The organism is bacterium, from assembly GCA_024228115.1.
GTDB lineage: Bacteria > Myxococcota_A > UBA9160 > UBA9160 > UBA6930.
The window spans coordinates 1-16,446 of sequence record JAAETT010000556.1 but is presented as its reverse complement, the minus strand read 5'-3'; the positions used below and the strand labels follow the sequence as shown (position 1 = coordinate 16,446).

Here is a 16,446-nt window from a genome sequence, read left to right as displayed (position 1 = left end):
GACCGTGGATGAGATCTTGTCGCGACGCCTCTTTCCATGGCGGCAGTCCCTCGAGCCATGGGTGAAGGCCTGCTACGAGGGGCGGATCAAGACGCGCTGCGTGACCCCGCAACGCATTCATTGCCCCATCTACGCGAGCTAGCAGAGACCTGTGTGAACGGGACTACCAATCTTGGCCTAGACCCATTCTTCGCTCCACAACTCGCTCCAAGGCACCGACCGGGGCTCCCTGGTGGCGGAGCCGCCTTCCCGGCGCCTCGTAGCGACTCCCTGGGGAGGGCAAGGCGGCCGCTCCGGCGGCGGGGGCCATCACTCCGATGGGTTCGGGCGCCGGGTCCTCCAGAGCAGGGTCAGCAGGATTGCTGGATACAGGAGGTCGGCGATGAGGGGAGTTCCAACATTGAAGGGAGCGTAGTTGGCATGCGCAATGGCGTCCCAGAGATGGACTGCTGCCGCGCCCAGCAGGAAGACCGACTTCGCAACGACGACCGCTGTGATCAGGTGGTCCGAGATCCAGATGGCCAACAGGGCCGCGATGGCAATCCCCAGCGTCGCAAAGGCCAACTCGGTCTGGAACGGGCTGCCGGCCGGCCACCCGATCTGGCCGGCCACCCAGTCGGCCATGAAGAGGTGGCCCGTGGCAGACCACAGGCCACCGAAGCCGATGAGGATGACCACGAGGTATTGGAGCAGGAGCGCGGGCGGCAAGCCGTCTAGCCCGTGGATCTGAGAGTGCCGGCGCGCACTCAATGGAACCAGGACCAGCATGTAGACGAAGCCGCCGATCCAGGGCACCAGCGAGCAGAGCCAGAAGCCGAAGTAGGTTTGCGGCAGGAACCGCCAGAGCAGCTTGGGCCAGCTCGCAAACGGCGGACGATCGGGCGCGCGGCGCAGCAGGACGCCGAGCGGCACCAGGAAATCGAGCAATCGGAGTGCGCCCGCTTTCATTCGCCGTTCCGCCCCATGCATGCACCTCCGCTGAAGCCGACGAAGTGTACACGGGCCAGGAGCGGAACCATCGACGGCTCCAGGGGCATTCTCGGGCCTGCGGGACGGCACCGCGACTCTCGCAGGTCGGGGCCCGAATTGGGACCGGAAGCGGGACCGAAGCCCACCCGAGCGTCATCCCAGCTTCTCTTACGGATCCTCTTTGCCGATCGCCTTGTCAGTGCCTCGATCGGTTTTCGTCGAATCGAGCGGAAGAGCCGCCGGAGATTCGATGGACACCGTATCTGTCTCGCGAGACGGCTCGTTCGCCCTGTTGAGCCAGTAGGCGCTGCCGAAACCGATGATCACGATGAGAATACTCGCGGCGATGGGCAGCCACGCGATGACTGAGAGCTTCTGTTTCGGCAAGACGGGTTCCGGATTCTGCTTCAACGCCTCCTGGGCTTCTTCAAGGCGCGTGATTATTTCGCCCGCGCTACCAGGGCGGCTTCCAGGTTCCCTTTCCAGACAGCTTCGAATGAGATTGCGCGCTGCTTCCGGAAGAATGCTCGGCAGCAGATCCCAGTCCGGATCCTGCTCCGGAATACCGGTCGTCCGATCAGGGTCCGTCTCGCTAGCGAATGGCGCACGGCCAGCCAGCGCCTCATATAGACAACATCCGAAAGCCCAGATGTCCGTACGCTCATCAGCTTCCTGTCCACCGGCTTGTTCCGGACTCACATAGACAGTGGTTCCGTCGAAGTCGCCGGCTGTGGAGGAACGGGACTGATGCGTCTGGATCGATTCCGCCAATCCGAAATCCAGAACCCTGCCTTCTCCCGCTGGCGCGATCTTGATGTTGGCCGGCGTCAGATTACCGTGAACGATGCGATTCTCGTGAGCCGCCTCCAGCGCTCTTGCAACTTGAACGAAGAGCGTCAGCGCTTTCTTTACGGAAAACGGATCCAGCTTGACGCTATCAGCGAGCAGCTTCCCAACGACGAACTCGAGGACCAGGAACCGAAGGCCATCCTCCTCCTCCAGGCCATGAAGGGCCCCGATATTCGGATGACTCAGCGACGTCAGGGTCCGTACTTTCTGCTCGAGCGAAGCGAGCCACTCCGCATCGAGTGCAGCGTCCTCTGGAAGAACCCTGATCGCCACCACGCGGTCCAACTCGGTGTCCTGGGCGCGATATACTTCGCCAAGTCTCCCGGAACCGATACTGGCGGTGATTTCAAAACGACCAAGACGTGTCCCGGGAGACAGACTCATCGCCGATTCCCTCTTTTCAAAACGACCACGATCCTGGCCGATTTAACCAGAGCAGGAGGAGGGGGTCAACGTGTCCGGTCTGGACTCAACTACCATCTGGAGCGCCAGCGTCAGGCCCCGCCCTCTCGGGGTCGCTAGACGTCGAAGCCCAACTCGCGGTACCCGGGGGCGACGCGATCGGTCACCAGGCCGACACGCTGGAGCTGCGGTACGACGTGGTCTTCGAACATCCGAGGCCCGGTGTTGGCGAACTCCGGATCGTTTGCCTTCTCGCCGATCTCCCTCATCGCCTCGTCGTAGTCGATGCCGACTTCGGTGTAGACCGCCTTGCGCGACGAGAGGATGCCACCGCCCGACGAATCGGCAGCACCGCCACCACCCGAAACGAGCATGCGAACGGCGCCCAGTGCGAAATCCTCCACGCGTTCCCGGTCGGGGTCCGACATGCGGGGGAGTTCTTCCTTCATGTAGATCAGGCCGTAGGAGACGTGGCGCGCCTCGTCTTGGGCGGTCAGCTCGACGACCTTACGCAGCAAGTCGTCCCGTGTGTTCTCCTTCATCGACTTGAAGGTCCCCATGGCGAGGCTCTCCGTGATGACCTGCATTCCCACGCACTTCATCTGCCAGAGGTCGGCCTCGAGGATCGCGTTCAGGACCGCGTGCAATGACGGCTCGATGGTGTAGACCTGGTCGAGCCGCGTGATGTAGCGATGGAATACCTCGACATGACGGGCTTCGTCGATCACCTGGGTCGCGGCGTAGAGCTTCCCATCCATGTCCGGCACGGCCTCGACGAGTTGGCCGCAGCAGAGCAGCGCACCCTGCTCGCCGTGCAGGAACTGGGAGAGCGTCCAGGCGGAGCGACGTGCCGCGAACTGCTCGCGCTTCTCGTCTGAAAAGGGCCTGGACGAAGTCGTAGCGCGGGAACCGCTCTCCGCTCGGATCCAGGATGTCCCCTACCCCTTCCTTGTCGATCTCGAGATCCCAGGGGATGTCCGAAGCTGCATTCCACTGCTCTTTCTTCGCCATCTCGTAGAGGTCGCGAAGGGCCTTCACGTGGGTTTCGTAATCGAACTTCCAGATGGTCTTGAGAGGAGTGACGATTTCTTCGAGGGACATGTTGGTTCCATCCGACCTGTGAGCCGCGAGGGCTCGTTCGAGTGGGCCGGGACTTCGGCCACCCTCGAGAACGAGTAGCAATTACCGAAAAGTGGACAAGGTGGTCGATTTTTATTGGACCCCGGCATCGGGCACAACGCCATTGATTCCGCGCCTGAACCGGCCCGGGTTCTCGGGAGACCCTGGCGTGGTCTGAGTTCGACGGAGGGGTCTGGGGCAAGCTGGCGCTCGCCGTGGACCCTCAGCCACGAGGCCGGAAAAGCGCTCGTCGTCGACAGGCCACGGCCCCCACGCAGGCATCCCAGCTGGGAGCAGATTGCCAGCGGTAGAGCCCTCGTGCTCTGATTGGGTAGGATTGCCCCATGGTCGGCACCCTCCCCCAGTTGGACGAGAGCGGCGAAGTCCGCCCAGCCGGCTGGCGCCGGACCCTCGCGCTGTTCCTCGCGACCTGCTTCTTCACCCTGGACTGGATTACGCCGCTGGGGGTCGCGGTAGGCGTCCCCTACGTCGCCGTGATCCTGGTCTCGCTGCGCCTGCCGACCTCCAGGGAAGTCGTGTTCTTCGCGATCGGCTGTTCCGTACTCACGTTGATCGGGATCGGCCTGTCTCCGGGGCCTGGGGGCGTTGAGTGGTGGAAGGTGCTGGCGAATCGCACCCTCGCTCTCTTCGTCATCTGGACCACGGCCACAGTCGGCCTTCAGCGACGCCGTGTCCACCTCGCTCTGCGCGCATCGCGGATGGCACGCGAGAAGGGCGACCAGGCGCATGCCATTTCGCTCGCAGAGAACCAGGCCCGGTTGGGCGGCGTCATCCAATCTGCCATGGACGGCATCGTGACGATCGATGAGAACCAGCGAATCGTGGTATTCAACCACGCCGCAGAACAATTGTTCGGGGCAAGCGCGGACGATGTGATCGGGAAGTCGGCCGATCGCTTGATCCCCGAGCGCACCCGCGGCCAGCAGCCGGACTTCATCCGCGAATTCGCTGCGAGTGGTGAAGCGACCCGTCGCCTGGGAGTACAGGGCGATTTGTTCGGGCTCCGCTCGGATGGGACGGAGTTTCCGATCGAGATCTCCATCTCCCAGGCCGAGACCGACGGCAAGAAGCTGTTCACGGCCTTCATCCACGATATCACCGAGCAACGCCTCGCCGTAGAAGAACTGGCCATCCGGGCGAAACAAGAAGCCGTGATCGCCGATCTGGGCCGACGTGCCTTCATCGAGATGTCCCTCGAGAAGACGATCCAGGAGTGTTTGGAGACCTTGTCCCTGACCCTGGGTGCCGAGTTCGCAAAGGTGCTCGAACTCAACCCGGACCAGACCTCATTCAAGCTGGTTGCAGGCGTCGGTTGGAAGGCCGAACCGGCAGATACCCTCCCCATTCCCGCGGATCCCAGTACCCAGTCGGGCTACACGCTCTCCGTGGATCACCCCGTCGTGGTGACCGACCTCGAGAGCGAAACCCGTTTCTCGGGGCCGACCCTGCTCGAGACCCACGACGTGCGGAGCGGATTGAGCGTCGTGATTCCCGGAGACGACGGCCCCTATGGCGTACTCGGCGTACACGGGCAACAAGCGAGGCCATACAGCAAGAACGACATCGACTTCCTTCAAGCCATCGCCAGCTTCATCGGACTCGCGGCTCGCCGCGCCAAGGCGGATAGGCGATTGCGCAGCGCCGAGGCAAGAGCTCGTGAGGCGGAGGAGCTGGCCTCGATCGGCACGATCATGGCCGGGATCGCTCACGACGTTGGCACGCCGATGAACGTCATCATGGGCTACGCCGACATGCTCGAGCGCAGCCTCTCTGATCCGAAGGAACGAGAGCGAGCCACCCTGATCAAGCAGCAGATCGGCCGCATCGTGCGCCTCGTCGATACGCTGCTCAACATGGCCCGTCCCTCGAAGGGCGTGCCGGTTCCAGTACAGCTCGGTGAGTTACTCGATGCATCGCTCTCCTTCTTTCAGGAGAAACTCCGAAAACACGGCATCTTCGTCGAAAAGAAATTCGAGCCGGCGCCCGAGATCCGCGGCAACGCCGACCGATTGCAGCAGCTCTTCTTGAACCTGTTCGTGAATGCAGTCGACGCCATGCCCGACGGTGGCACTCTCCAGGTCCAACTCAGACCGTTGGGAGAAGACGAGGTCGAGGTGCGAATACGAGACGACGGAACGGGGATCCAATCCGGCGATCTGCAACGCATCTTCGAGCCCTTCTTCACCACCAAGCAGCGCGGAGAGGGAACCGGCCTTGGGCTCGTCGTCAGCAAGGGCATCGTGGTGGATCACGGTGGCACGATCACGGTCCGGAGCGAACCCGGAGCCGGAACGGAATTCCGAATCTGCTTTCCCACGGATGGACAGCAGCTCGAGCCCAACGGGGCAGACTGACTCACCGCACCCGTCGCCCGTAGAGGCAAGGCGAGGAGATGAGACGGGAGCGCGACGAGAGCCCTCCTCCGACCGTCGCAGCGATGGCATGGAGGATGCATTCGTCCTTGAGCATGTCCGGGACGCGTGTACTCATCATCGACGACGATGCCGCCACCCGTAAGATGCTGGCGGAAGCCCTTCGGGAACAGGGCTTCGATACGAGGTACGCGGTGAATGTCGAGCCGGCCCTGGATCTACTCGATGACGAGGTGTTCGGCGCGATCGTGTGTGCGGAGGAAATGGCCACCCGCGACGCCTCCGAGCTACTCGAAGCCGCCCAGCGGGCCGAACAGGCGCCGCCCGTCATCGTCATGACCGACGAAGCAACACCGGATACCGCCGGGGCGATGCGAAGAGCAGGAGCTTTCGGCTTCGTGAAGAAGCCCTTCCTCCCATCGCAGCTCTGCAAGCTCATCCATCAGGCGGTCAGCGCTCGGACCTGAGGCCGATCAAGCGCCATCCGTCCTGCTTCGGGCCCGGAATCCCGGGCCGTCGCACCTGCTGCTTCTGCGTTTGGGGCTGGGGTGCCGGGATGGCTCTTCCGGGCTTTGGAGCTTGGATCGCGGGCGACCGCGAATCGTGACCGAAGCCCTGTACTTTGGGCTTCGAGACCGGCATCGGAACCGCGACGGCGGGGGCTCCCCTGAACCGCAGGTTGATGCCGAAATCGACAGGCCGGCCCCAGGCCGCGCCCAGCGTGTTCGTCAGCTCGCGCTCTGTATCCTTGTGCGAAGCAAGGAGACCCAGATGCCGCGCATGACTCCCGAACAGATGCTGGACCGCCTGGAAATCGAGGATCTCCTCACGCGCTACGCAACCGGGGTCGACCGCAAGGATTGGGACCTCTGGGAGAGCTGCTTCACCCCGGAGGCCGTGATCGACTACACGGCCTTCGGGGGGATAAGCGGCGGTGTAAGCGAGGTTCGTGCGTGGCTCGAGAAGACCATGGGCATCTTTGCGATGAGCCAACACATGGTCATGAACAAGGAGATCGAGCTTTCCGGCGATTCTGCCACCAGCCGCGCCGGGTTCTACAACCCGATGTCCCTGGCGATCGATGACGGAGAGAAGCGGCTTCTCTTCTTCGAGGGCGGTTACTACCTCGACCAGCTGGTTCGAACGGCCGACGGCTGGAAGATCTGCGAGCGGGTCGAAGAATTCAGCTACTCGACACGCCTGAACCCCCACTCAAACCGCAGCAGAGCTAGCGGGCCTCCTGAGCGATGCAGGCCGATCGACGCTTCGGATCTTGCGCGCGTTTCGCGATGGAACCAACAGCTCCAGAATGACGAAGGTGCGGCACCGATGGCGCTCGATGCGGTCGAGGCCCGATTGCAACGCTGGCTCATCTCCGGCTACGAGGGGCTCATTTTCGAGGTGGAGTCCGTGCCCGTGGGGTACGCGCTCTATCGCCAGACCGACCCGGACCTGAAGGAACCGGACGGGGTCTACCTTCGTCAGTTCTTCATTCTTCGCGAGCATCGCCGACGTGGTCTCGGCACGCGTGCGTTCCAACTCTTCCGCAACGAGGCGTTGGGCGGGCGGAGATTGGTTCTCGAGGCGCTCGCGTCCAACCCCGACGGTGAAGCGTTCTGGCGGTCCCTGGGGATGACCCCGTACAGCGTGACGTTCGAGCTGAAACCAGATGCGGCCGCGAACCCATCGGGACGCTCAGCCGAGTAGCTGGCGGGCTCGGATCAGGTCGTCGGGGTTTCCGATGTCGATCCAGGTTCCCTCGCCCCGTTCTGCTTCCAGGCAGCCCTGGGCGCACCACCATTCTGCGAGATACCCGAGGTTGTCCGGTGGGTGATCCTCCGCGAGGTAGGCTGTGAGATCGGAGAGACGGGAGCGGGGGATACCGTAGACGGCCGTGACGGCCAGGGTCGAGGCAGGTCTGGGATCCTTCTCGACGAGGGCGGTGACGACGCCGTCCGGGCGCAGCTCGACGCTGGCGTAGCGTTTCACCTTCTCGCTGGTGCCGACGTCGTAGGTCACGACCGTTGGCGTGCGGCGCGTGCGGTTCGCAAGCCCGGCCAGGCTGAAGTCGAAGACGTTGTCGGCTGCGAGGACGAGTAGGTCCTCGTCGATGCTCGAGGTCGCGATGTAGTCGGCCAGGTCCGCCACGGCCCCTCGCCTGTTCGCGTGAGACGACACGCCATTGCCGAGCACCCGAAGCGTGACCCGCCCGGCCCGACCCATCGCCCAGTCCGTGATGGCAGGGCGGCTCTTCTCGTTCGTGAGGACGTCAATGGCGCGGACATGGCCCAGCGCCTCAACGGCGTCCGCTGCCCAATCGATGGCCTTTCGGCTGCCGATCGGCGCCAGGGCTTTCGCGCTTCCGCCGTACTCAGGGCCGAGCCGCGTACCCCAGCCTGCTGCCAGCAAGATCGCGCGCACGGCGCCTCAACTAGCCGAGGCTCGGGGAGCCGTTCTTGTTAGCATCTTTGTTGAAACCCGTCGCCAGCGCGATGATCGAGGCGATGTCGGAGAGATTGGAGGGCACGACGAAGGTGTTGCCTTCCTTTGCCAGGTTTCCGAACTCCTTGACGTACTGCTCCGCCACGCGAAGCTGCATGGCTTCGCCGCCACCAGGCGAACTCAGCGCCGAGGCCACCTGCCGAAGGCCCTCGGCGGTTGCGCGGGCCACGGCCTCGATCGCTTCTGCCTCACCCTGGGCTTCGTTGATCTGCTTCATCCGGGTCGCCTCGGACTCCTTGATCACCTTCTGCTTGTCGCCCTCGGCCTGGTTGATGGCGGCATCGCGGTGGCCCTCGGATTCGAGAACCACCGCCCGCTTCTCGCGCTCGGCGCGCATCTGCTTCTCCATGGCGGTCAGCACGTCATGGGGCGGATTGATGTTCTTGATCTCGTAGCGCATCACCTTCACGCCCCAGGGATCCGAGGCCATGTCGAGTTCGGAGACGACCGACGCATTCATCTGCGCACGTTCCTCGAAGGTCCGATCGAGATCGATCTTGCCGACCTCGCTTCGCAGCGTCGTCTGGGCCAGCTGGGAGATGGCGAAGACGTAGTTGCCGATGCCGTAGGAGGCCCGCCGGGCATCCAGGACCTGGAGGTAGAGGACGCCATCCACGCCGACCTGGACGTTGTCCCGGGTGATGCAGATCTGCTCCTGGATATCGATCGCCCGCTCCTTCAGGGAGTGCTTGTAGGCGATCCGGTCCACGAAGGGCATCAGGATGTGGAAGCCCGCGTGGAGCGTGTCCGAATACTTCCCGAGGCGTTCGACGACATAGGCACTCTGCTGGGGAACGACGACCGCCGTCTTCGCCAGTACGAAGATGACGAGGGCGGCAATGACACCAACACCAATGAGCGTCTCCATGATCCGATCTCCTTCAGCGGTTCGGGCCTACTCGGCCCGCACTCGCAGCATGACACCGTCGACACCGTCGACGTGGGCGATGGCGCCCTCTTCCAGCGCTTCACTGCCTTCGTTCCGTGCTCGCCAGGTAGACCCGCGCAATTCGACCTTGCCGATTTCGCCCGGCGCAATCGCACCCTCGACGACACGCGCCTGCTCGCCCAGCAGTTCGGGCGCCAGATCGACCGTCTTGGCCATGAGGCGCTCGTAGGCCGGGCCGCGGACGAAGACAGCAAGAAACACGGCCAGGCCCGCGAAGACCATCCACTGCGTCCAGATCGGTGCATCGATTCCGAACAGGCCGAGCAACGAGGTACCGAGTGCAGCGGCGCCCACGACGGCGAGCCAGAAATCGGCGCTCACACCGAGTTCGGCTGCCAACAACGCGGCGCCCACCGCCAGCCATCCCCACCAAGGCACGTCGAGTCCCCCTCCGGTTTGCTTGGAACAGTCTAGGAAGTGTTCGGTGGTTCGGGGCCTCCAATGAAGGCGAAGTCGCCCTGCTAACCTCGTCCTCGCGAGACATGGGGGGAAGTGCCCGCGGGTCCCGGCCGGGGCCGGGGCGCTTTTCGGTTGCTCGCATTGCGGAGAGGAGATCCCGAATGAGCGGTCTGGTGGTGGAGGGTTGGGTCGACCAGCAGTGGGAGACGTCGATCCTCCCTGCGCTCGAGAGCTACATCCGCATTCCGAACAAGTCTCCGCTCTTCGATCCCGCCTGGCGCGAGCATGGCCACATGGATCGGGCCGTGGCAGAGGTCGCGGAATGGTGCCGCAGCCGAGACGTTCCCGGTCTGATCGTCGAGGTCATCGAGGATCCACAACTCACCCCGCTCCTCTACCTCGAGGTTCCGGAGCAGAGCGAGGTTCCGGGCCAGAGCGATGACACGGTGCTGCTCTATGGCCATCTCGACAAGCAGCCCGAGATGATCGGATGGGAAGAGGACCTGGGACCGTGGTCGCCGGTTCGTCGCGGCGATCGACTCTACGGACGCGGCGGCGCTGATGACGGCTACGCAGCGTTCGCTTCGCTAACCGCCCTGGAGCTTCTGGCCCGAGAGCAGGTGCCGCACGCACGCTGTGTTCTGCTGATCGAATGCTGCGAGGAGAGTGGCAGCCCGGATCTCCCCGAACACGTGCAGCGCTTGCTGCCGCGAATCGGTCAGCCCTCGCTGGTGGTCTGTCTGGATTCCGGATGTGGAAACTACGACCAGTTGTGGGGCACCACTTCGCTGCGGGGCATGGTCAGCGGCGAACTCCGGGTCGACGTGCTCGACGAGGGCGTGCACTCCGGAGACGCGGGGGGCATCGTCCCTTCGAGTTTCAGGATCCTGCGCCAACTCCTTTCACGGATCGAGGACGAAGACACGGGGCGCGTGTTTCCAGCCGGGTTGAACGCGGAGATCCCGGCGGATCGCGTCGCCGAAGCCCGCAAGGTGGCCAGCCAGATCGGCGATGACGTGTCCACGAAGTTTCCCTTCGCCGGCGCCACGCGCCCACCGGACGGAGACCCCGCGGATCTGATCCTGAACCGCACCTGGCGTCCCGCCCTCGCGATCACGGGCCTGGGCGGCGCGCCGGCTCCGAGCGATGCCGGGAATGTCCTTCGCCCATCGACCACCGCGAAGCTCTCGCTCCGCCTGCCGCCAGGCGTCGACGGCGACGCCGCCACCGCCGCGGTCAAGACCCTGCTCGAGGCGAACCCGCCGAGTGGCGCCGGCGTGCATTTCGAGGCCGAGCCTTCGGCGACCGGATGGAACGCCCCGCCCATCGCCCCGTGGCTCGAACGAGCCGTTGATGCAGCCTCGTCTGCCTGCTTCGGCCGCCCTGCCCTCATGATGGGTGAAGGCGGCACCATCCCCTTCATTTCCATGCTGGGCGATCTCTTCCCCGAAGCCCAGTTCCTCATCACGGGCGTTCTGGGCCCCGCTTCCAATGCCCACGGACCCAACGAGTTCCTCCACATCCCTACCGCCAAACGTCTCACCACCGCCGTTGCTCGGATCGTCGCCGATCACCACCTACGCAGCTGAAGCGCGCGCCCTCAGATGCGTTGCAGGATGTCGTCGGCGAAGCGGTGGAGGCCGTCGCATTTCTCCTCGAGCGAGTTGGGGTCGGCGCCGTAGAAGAGCCAAGGCATGGTGTTGAGGTGGGTGATGCCGAGGTCCTGGAGGCGGCGGTAGCCATCGAGATCGAAGGCGTCGTTGCAGGAGACGACGATCTGGAAGGGGCGATTGGCTCGGGGGCCTGCCGCACGTAGCTCGCCTAGCATCGATACCAGGCCCGCCAGCTCCTCGGTGCTGTGAAGGTCGGAGATCCATCCGTCTCCTACGCTGGCCGCGCGTTCGAGTGCACGCTTCGACAGCCCTCCCACGAGGATCGGGATCTCCTCTTCCGGCACCGGGCTCATCTCGAGGCGCGGGAAGTCGTAGAATTCGCCGTGGTGCTCGACCCATCCTCCCTGCCAGAGCTGGCGGAGCACCTCGATCATTTCATCCATGCGCCGGCCGCGGCCTGGGAAGGGCTGCTCCATCAGCTCGAACTCGTCGGCCATCCAGCCGGCACCCACCCCAAGAGCGACCCGTCCTCCCGAGAGCACGGCGGCCGTACCCACGGCTTTCGCGACCAGGAAGGGATTGCGCATCGGCAGCACGAACACGCTGCTGATCACACGCAAGCGCTCGGTCACCCCCAACAGCGCTCCCGCGGTGACCCACGGATCCGGCCAATTCGTGAAGGGTTCCCAGCGCGGTTTTCCATCGTCGGTGTACGGGTACGGTGTCTCGAGTTTCTCCGGGTGGATCACGTGATCCGAGAGTGCCACCGCATCGAAACCGGCTTCGTCCGCGGCCTTCGCGAGCGGCGCCAGATGGGCAGGTGGTTGGAAGGCGAGTGAGGTCACGAATCGGAGCGGCACGAGTATCCTCCAGGAGCACGAGGGAAGGCGCATTCTGCCTCGCCCCTGAGCGGAGCCGCAAGCCGCCGCCTACCCTTGCCGCCCGGAGGCATCCATGACGCGAACGTTGACACCGCTTCTCGATGGTCTGGCTTTCCCGGAAGGCCCGCGCTGGCACGACGGCCGGCTCTGGTTCTCGGACATGCACGCTCGGACAGTGATGACCGTGACTGCGGCCGGCAAGACCGAGGAGATCCTTCGCGTGGAGGAGCGACCCTCGGGGCTCGGGTGGCTCCCGGACGGGCGCCTGCTCATCGTGTCCATGCAGGATCGCCGGCTCCTGCGCCTGGAGGCCGATGGCACATTGGCGGTGCACGCGGATCTCGAGAGCCTCGCGCGCCATCATTGCAACGATCTGGTCGTCGACGCCCATGGTCATGCCTTCGTCGGCAACTTCGGCTTCGATCTCGATGCGGGCGACACGCCGACGCCGACCGAGCTGCTGCGGGTCGATCCGGACGGCTCAGCTCACGTGGCATCCGCCGACATGTCGTTTCCGAACGGCGCGGTCATCACGCCGGACGGCGAGACCCTGGTCGTCGCCGAGACCTTCGGCCCCCGCCTCAGCGCCTTCGATCTCGCCTCGGACGGCACCCTCTCCAACCGCCGGATCTGGGCGCAATTCGAGAGAGCGGTGCCCGACGGCATCTGTCTGGACGCCGAAGGCGCCATCTGGGTCGCGTCTCCAGTCTCCAAGGAGATCCTACGTGTTCGTGAGGGCGGCGACGTGACCGAGCGCATTCCCACCGATCAGATGGCCATCGCTTGCATGCTCGGAGGCGAGGAGCGGCGGACCCTGTTCATCCTCACCTCGGAAAGCGTCAGCCCGGCAGAATGCGAAGCCTCCCGCAACGCCCGCATTCTCACGACGGAGGTGGAGGTACCCGGGGCAGGTCTTCCCTAGTAGGTCAGGACTGCGTGGCAGTCGGTGTCGATCTTCTTGTGACCGCCGAGGGCGAGAAGCTCGATCAGGAAGGAGCAGCCGACCACTTCGCCGCCCGCTCTTCGGACCAGCTCGACAGCGGCTGCTGCGGTTCCGCCCGTGGCGATCAGGTCGTCCACGATCAAGACACGTTGTCCGGATTCCACGGTATCCACGTGCATCTCCACGCGATCGATGCCGTATTCGAACTCGTAGCTCGCAGAATGACTCTCATAGGGCAGCTTGCCCGCCTTCCGAACCAGGCCGAAGCCAGCGCCCAGCGCCTGGGCGATCGGAGCACCGAAGATGAAGCCACGGGCTTCGATTCCCAGCACCCTGTCCACCTTGGCATCGCCGAAGGGTGCCGCCACCGCATTGATGGCCGCGTTCAACCCGGCAGGATCGAGCAACAATGGGGTGACATCCCGGAACAGGATCCCCTCTTTGGGGAAATCCGGAACATCTCGAATCAGCGAGCGCAGTTGGTCGACGGTCACGTGGGCAATCGCTCCATGAGGATCCTCAAGGCAGGAAGAGTAGCGGGTCCTGGGCTATCTCGTCCCGCCGGATCTCGAAGTGTAGATGGGGCCCCGAGGCGTTTCCGGTGGTCCCCACCTCTCCCACCACCCCGCCCTTGTCGACGAAACCGCCCTTGCTCACCCGGTTGCGACGATGGTGGGCATAGACGCTGGCATATGCGGGAGTGTGTCGGAGCACGACCACGTTTCCGTAGCCACCCATGCGGCCACTGAAGACCACCCTCCCGGCCTCGGCCGCTCGCACCAGGGTGCCCCCGGAAGCGGCGATATCGAGGCCTTCGTGGAGGCGCCGCCCGCGCGGGCCATAGCGCGATGTGAGGCGACCGCGGAGCGGCCAGGCGAAACGCAGGGCGCCGTGCGCCAGGGCGTCGGCTTCTGCGGCGGGTCTTGATTGCAACGGCGGTCGCAGGGGGCGGGTGCTCGGCCTTCGAACACGGGCCCCGGGGATCCACAAACTGGCGCCGGTCGGAAGATCCCGGACATCCGGAACGTCGTTCGCGTCGAGAATTTCCGAGATCGGTACCCCGTAGTGCTGGGCAATACGGAAGAGATTCTCGCCTTCCCGAACGGTGTGAACGACACCATCGCTTCTGTGCGCACAACTGGCCGGGTTCAACAGCAACACGACCAGCCCGCAGCGCAGCATGAAGTGGCCGAGCCGCGTCAGCCCATCCATCCGTGCTCGCCCACCAGATCGACGAAACGACACAGGCCGAGAGACTCGCGAACCAGCTCGCCGTCTGCCTTGCGCCGCACCCGGATCAGCTCTTGCTGGCCTCGCGGCCCGAAAGGCCCAACCAGGCGTCCGCCGGGTACCAGCTGCTCGACCAGCGGCTCTGGAATCTTCGGTCCGCCCGCCGTGACGACGATGGCGTCGAACGGAGCTTCGCTCGGACGGCCCCGGGAGCCGTCGCCCAGATGGACCACCACGTTCGTGACGCCCAGCATATCGAGAGCGGAGCGAGCGCGATTCGCGAGGCCCGGAATCCGTTCGATCGAGATGACCCGCGCCGCCAGGCGCGAGAGAATCGCGGCCTGGTAGCCCGAGCCCGTGCCGACCTCGAGAACTGTTTCGTGCCCCTGGAGTTCCAGAGCCTCGGACATGGCGGCCACGATTCCAGGCGCAGAGATGGTCTGGCCATCGCCGATCGGAAGCGGAACATCTTCGTAGGCCCGGTCGCGCAACGCTTCATCGACCAGCAGATGTCGGCGAACCTCGGAGACCGCCTCGAGAACCCGCGGATCCCGCACGCCTTGCTCGCGCAGACGCTCGACGAGGCGCCGCCGCGCACCGACGTAGCCGTTTTCCTCACTGCGTTGCAGGCTCGGCATCGGCGCTCAGGCTAGCAGGAGGTGAGTCGAGGAAAACGTTGCATCAGCGTTCGGGGGCAATCTCTTCGAGCGAGCGTCTGGCGGTCTCGGGAATGGCGAACCACATCACGAGTGGCGGGATTGCCAGGGCTGGAAGCATCCAGGTGATGGCTTCGGCGTGAGAGCCGGTGATGCCATACAGAATGGATTCCACGCCCAGCCCGGCTACAGCTCCCAGGGTACCGGCGGCGGCCCGGACGCCTGAAGCCGTCGAGCGATGTGACGTGGGGAAGAGTTCGGTCCCAAGGGTCTTGAGGGTCGCACCGAGGCCGATCAAGGCGAAGACCTGGAGGATCCAGAATGGGATGACCACCCAGCCTTCTTGGATGTTGTAGAAGCCTGCGAACGATACGAACGCAAGAGCGACCCCCGCGACCACCACTTGACGCCGTCCAAAGTGATCACTCATCCGCCCGGCGAACAAGCTACCCATGATTCCGACCGCCCCGCCGAGCAGGTAGAGTACGCTGATCGCTCCCGGAGCGTAGCCGTGAGTTTCCTGAAGATATTTCGCGCCGAACATGTAGCCAGCGCCCATCACGAACTCGAGCGGGAACATCACTGCGCACAATGCTGCGATGCGCCTCGGGTAGCTCCGCACGAGCAGTATCGCGGGCTGCCACCAGTCGCCCTCGGTGCGCTCGCGCCCGAGGGTCTCGAAACGCTCGGTCTCGGGTAGCTCTCGACGTAGCCATGCAAGGAGCAGGAGGGGAATGATCCCCAGGGCATACAAGCCTCGCCAGCCGAAAGGCACGACCTCGATGAACCCGAAAGCGATCGCTGCAACGCCATGCCCCAACGAACCGAGTGCTCCCAGCATACCGATGCCCCAGCCGCGATCCTCGGAGTCGAGTTCTTCTGTCAGGACGACGACAGCGAGTGCGGTCTCCGCATAGGCGAACACACGCAGGAGGAACTGCAGCGAGACGAATTGCAGAGGTGTCTGCGCGAAACCCGTGAGGAACGTGCAGAGGGTGAGGCCCAGGACTGTGACCAACAGCAATCTGCGACGGCCGATCCGGTCGGCCATCAGCGTGATTCCCATCGCCGGCAAGACACCGAGGCGTATGATGGCGTTCATCCAACCGACGTTCTCTTCCGAAATCCCGACGCCTTCCTGGATCTGCTTGAGAGCAAGCCCGATCAGGCCGATGTCATAGTTGTCGAAGAGTTCGGCCACCGAGAGGAGCCCAAGCACATGCCACTGACAGGGCTTCAGGTCCGGAATGCGGCCGACGTAGGGGACCGCGTAGGTCCACCACGGGCGATGGGGCCTGTGGCTTCCGCTATCGCTCAAGGGGAGAAGCCCGGCGGATCCGCCTCTCCAAGAACTGCTGCCACGCTGTCTCCCATCCGCTCGTGGGTGCGAAGCGGCATTGCAGGCTAGTCCCTTGTCACACCAAAAGCTGGGGGTAGAGTCGTCGCAGTTTCACGCGGGCTTGTTGGGTCGTGAATTGCCAGTCGACGCCCTTCGTCGTTCGGTTGCGATCGTCTTGCCAGGCTTGGACTTGGCGCGTGAG

Annotated in this window: 17 protein-coding genes; 6 read left to right on the top strand and 11 right to left on the bottom strand. The window is 64.3% G+C overall.

Annotated features, from left to right (window positions below):
• Nucleotides 1–309: 309 nt before the first annotated feature.
• From GY937_23180 to GY937_23170, 3 genes are all read right to left on the bottom strand, one after another.
• Complete coding sequence (locus GY937_23180) at nucleotides 310–948, bottom strand: hypothetical protein (GenBank protein ID MCP5059619.1); 639 nt, start codon at nucleotides 946–948, stop codon at nucleotides 310–312.
• 189 nt (nucleotides 949–1,137) lie between these two features.
• The gene (locus GY937_23175) at nucleotides 1,138–2,202 is read right to left on the bottom strand and encodes a serine/threonine protein kinase (protein MCP5059618.1); all 1,065 of its coding nucleotides are present in this window, start codon (nucleotides 2,200–2,202) and stop codon (nucleotides 1,138–1,140) included.
• Between the two features lie 134 nt (nucleotides 2,203–2,336).
• Entirely contained in the window at nucleotides 2,337–2,978 is a 642-nt protein-coding gene (locus tag GY937_23170; protein ID MCP5059617.1) for a diiron oxygenase, read from the bottom strand.
• Between GY937_23170 and GY937_23165 the strand changes: the two genes are divergently transcribed.
• From GY937_23165 to GY937_23150, 4 genes are all read left to right on the top strand, one after another.
• Nucleotides 2,977–3,399: a hypothetical protein gene (locus tag GY937_23165; protein ID MCP5059616.1), complete on the top strand. Its 423-nt coding sequence runs from the start codon at nucleotides 2,977–2,979 to the stop codon at nucleotides 3,397–3,399. The two genes, GY937_23170 and GY937_23165, sit on opposite strands and share 2 nt — an antisense overlap.
• 284 nt (nucleotides 3,400–3,683) lie before the next feature.
• Entirely contained in the window at nucleotides 3,684–5,714 is a 2,031-nt protein-coding gene (locus tag GY937_23160) for a PAS domain S-box protein (protein ID MCP5059615.1), read from the top strand.
• A 38-nt stretch (nucleotides 5,715–5,752) separates the two neighbouring features.
• Nucleotides 5,753–6,199 carry a response regulator gene (locus GY937_23155; protein ID MCP5059614.1) on the top strand — a complete coding sequence of 149 codons (447 nt, stop codon included), beginning with the start codon at nucleotides 5,753–5,755 and terminating at the stop codon, nucleotides 6,197–6,199.
• Nucleotides 6,200–6,503: 304 nt separating this feature from the next.
• Nucleotides 6,504–7,439 carry a GNAT family N-acetyltransferase gene (locus tag GY937_23150; GenBank protein MCP5059613.1) on the top strand — a complete coding sequence of 312 codons (936 nt, stop codon included), beginning with the start codon at nucleotides 6,504–6,506 and terminating at the stop codon, nucleotides 7,437–7,439.
• Here GY937_23150 and GY937_23145 read toward each other — a convergent pair.
• The 3 genes from GY937_23145 to GY937_23135 are packed head-to-tail and all read right to left on the bottom strand — an operon-like array spanning nucleotide 7,428 to nucleotide 9,561.
• Nucleotides 7,428–8,153, bottom strand: a complete 726-nt coding sequence (locus GY937_23145) for an NTP transferase domain-containing protein (protein MCP5059612.1) — start codon at nucleotides 8,151–8,153, stop codon at nucleotides 7,428–7,430. The two genes, GY937_23150 and GY937_23145, sit on opposite strands and share 12 nt — an antisense overlap.
• Before the next feature lie 10 nt (nucleotides 8,154–8,163).
• Entirely contained in the window at nucleotides 8,164–9,102 is a 939-nt protein-coding gene (locus GY937_23140) for a paraslipin (GenBank protein ID MCP5059611.1), read from the bottom strand.
• 27 nt (nucleotides 9,103–9,129) lie between these two features.
• Nucleotides 9,130–9,561, bottom strand: coding sequence for a hypothetical protein (locus GY937_23135; protein ID MCP5059610.1), 432 nt, complete (start codon nucleotides 9,559–9,561; stop codon nucleotides 9,130–9,132).
• Nucleotides 9,562–9,743: 182 nt separating this feature from the next.
• Here GY937_23135 and GY937_23130 point away from each other — a divergent pair, with 182 nt between their 5' ends.
• Nucleotides 9,744–11,171, top strand: a complete 1,428-nt coding sequence (locus GY937_23130; GenBank protein MCP5059609.1) for a M20/M25/M40 family metallo-hydrolase — start codon at nucleotides 9,744–9,746, stop codon at nucleotides 11,169–11,171.
• Nucleotides 11,172–11,182: 11 nt separating this feature from the next.
• Here GY937_23130 and GY937_23125 read toward each other — a convergent pair whose 3' ends face one another.
• Nucleotides 11,183–12,088 (bottom strand): TIGR03619 family F420-dependent LLM class oxidoreductase, encoded by a 906-nt coding sequence (locus GY937_23125; protein MCP5059608.1) that lies wholly within the window; start codon nucleotides 12,086–12,088, stop codon nucleotides 11,183–11,185.
• Nucleotides 12,089–12,149: 61 nt separating this feature from the next.
• Here GY937_23125 and GY937_23120 point away from each other — a divergent pair, with 61 nt between their 5' ends.
• On the top strand, nucleotides 12,150–12,998 hold the full coding sequence (locus GY937_23120; GenBank protein ID MCP5059607.1) for an SMP-30/gluconolactonase/LRE family protein: 849 nt from the start codon (nucleotides 12,150–12,152) through the stop codon (nucleotides 12,996–12,998).
• On the opposite strand, the gene GY937_23115 is transcribed toward GY937_23120, so the two are convergent.
• From GY937_23115 to GY937_23100, 4 genes are read right to left on the bottom strand one after another with little or no spacing between them, the layout of a single operon-like run.
• Nucleotides 12,995–13,522, bottom strand: coding sequence for an adenine phosphoribosyltransferase (locus tag GY937_23115; GenBank protein MCP5059606.1), 528 nt, complete (start codon nucleotides 13,520–13,522; stop codon nucleotides 12,995–12,997). The two genes, GY937_23120 and GY937_23115, sit on opposite strands and share 4 nt — an antisense overlap.
• Before the next feature lie 16 nt (nucleotides 13,523–13,538).
• Complete coding sequence (locus GY937_23110) at nucleotides 13,539–14,231, bottom strand: peptidoglycan DD-metalloendopeptidase family protein (GenBank protein MCP5059605.1); 693 nt, start codon at nucleotides 14,229–14,231, stop codon at nucleotides 13,539–13,541.
• Nucleotides 14,219–14,887, bottom strand: a complete 669-nt coding sequence (locus GY937_23105; GenBank protein MCP5059604.1) for a protein-L-isoaspartate(D-aspartate) O-methyltransferase — start codon at nucleotides 14,885–14,887, stop codon at nucleotides 14,219–14,221. The genes GY937_23110 and GY937_23105 overlap by 13 nt, the downstream gene beginning before the upstream one ends.
• A gap of 43 nt (nucleotides 14,888–14,930) precedes the next feature.
• Nucleotides 14,931–16,223, bottom strand: a complete 1,293-nt coding sequence (locus tag GY937_23100) for an MFS transporter (protein MCP5059603.1) — start codon at nucleotides 16,221–16,223, stop codon at nucleotides 14,931–14,933.
• Nucleotides 16,224–16,446: the final 223 nt, after the last annotated feature.

Coding starts and splice junctions, on each gene's coding strand:
- GY937_23180 (MCP5059619.1), bottom strand. CDS start 948: ATGAAAGCGGGCGCACTCCGATTGCTCGATTTCCTGGTGCCGCTCGGC.
- GY937_23175 (MCP5059618.1), bottom strand. CDS start 2,202: ATGAGTCTGTCTCCCGGGACACGTCTTGGTCGTTTTGAAATCACCGCC.
- GY937_23165 (MCP5059616.1), top strand. CDS start 2,977: ATGTCCGGCACGGCCTCGACGAGTTGGCCGCAGCAGAGCAGCGCACCC.
- GY937_23170 (MCP5059617.1), bottom strand. CDS start 2,978: ATGGATGGGAAGCTCTACGCCGCGACCCAGGTGATCGACGAAGCCCGT.
- GY937_23160 (MCP5059615.1), top strand. CDS start 3,684: ATGGTCGGCACCCTCCCCCAGTTGGACGAGAGCGGCGAAGTCCGCCCA.
- GY937_23155 (MCP5059614.1), top strand. CDS start 5,753: ATGAGACGGGAGCGCGACGAGAGCCCTCCTCCGACCGTCGCAGCGATG.
- GY937_23150 (MCP5059613.1), top strand. CDS start 6,504: ATGCCGCGCATGACTCCCGAACAGATGCTGGACCGCCTGGAAATCGAG.
- GY937_23140 (MCP5059611.1), bottom strand. CDS start 9,102: ATGGAGACGCTCATTGGTGTTGGTGTCATTGCCGCCCTCGTCATCTTC.
- GY937_23130 (MCP5059609.1), top strand. CDS start 9,744: ATGAGCGGTCTGGTGGTGGAGGGTTGGGTCGACCAGCAGTGGGAGACG.
- GY937_23125 (MCP5059608.1), bottom strand. CDS start 12,088: ATGCGCCTTCCCTCGTGCTCCTGGAGGATACTCGTGCCGCTCCGATTC.
- GY937_23120 (MCP5059607.1), top strand. CDS start 12,150: ATGACGCGAACGTTGACACCGCTTCTCGATGGTCTGGCTTTCCCGGAA.
- GY937_23110 (MCP5059605.1), bottom strand. CDS start 14,231: ATGGATGGGCTGACGCGGCTCGGCCACTTCATGCTGCGCTGCGGGCTG.
- GY937_23105 (MCP5059604.1), bottom strand. CDS start 14,887: ATGCCGAGCCTGCAACGCAGTGAGGAAAACGGCTACGTCGGTGCGCGG.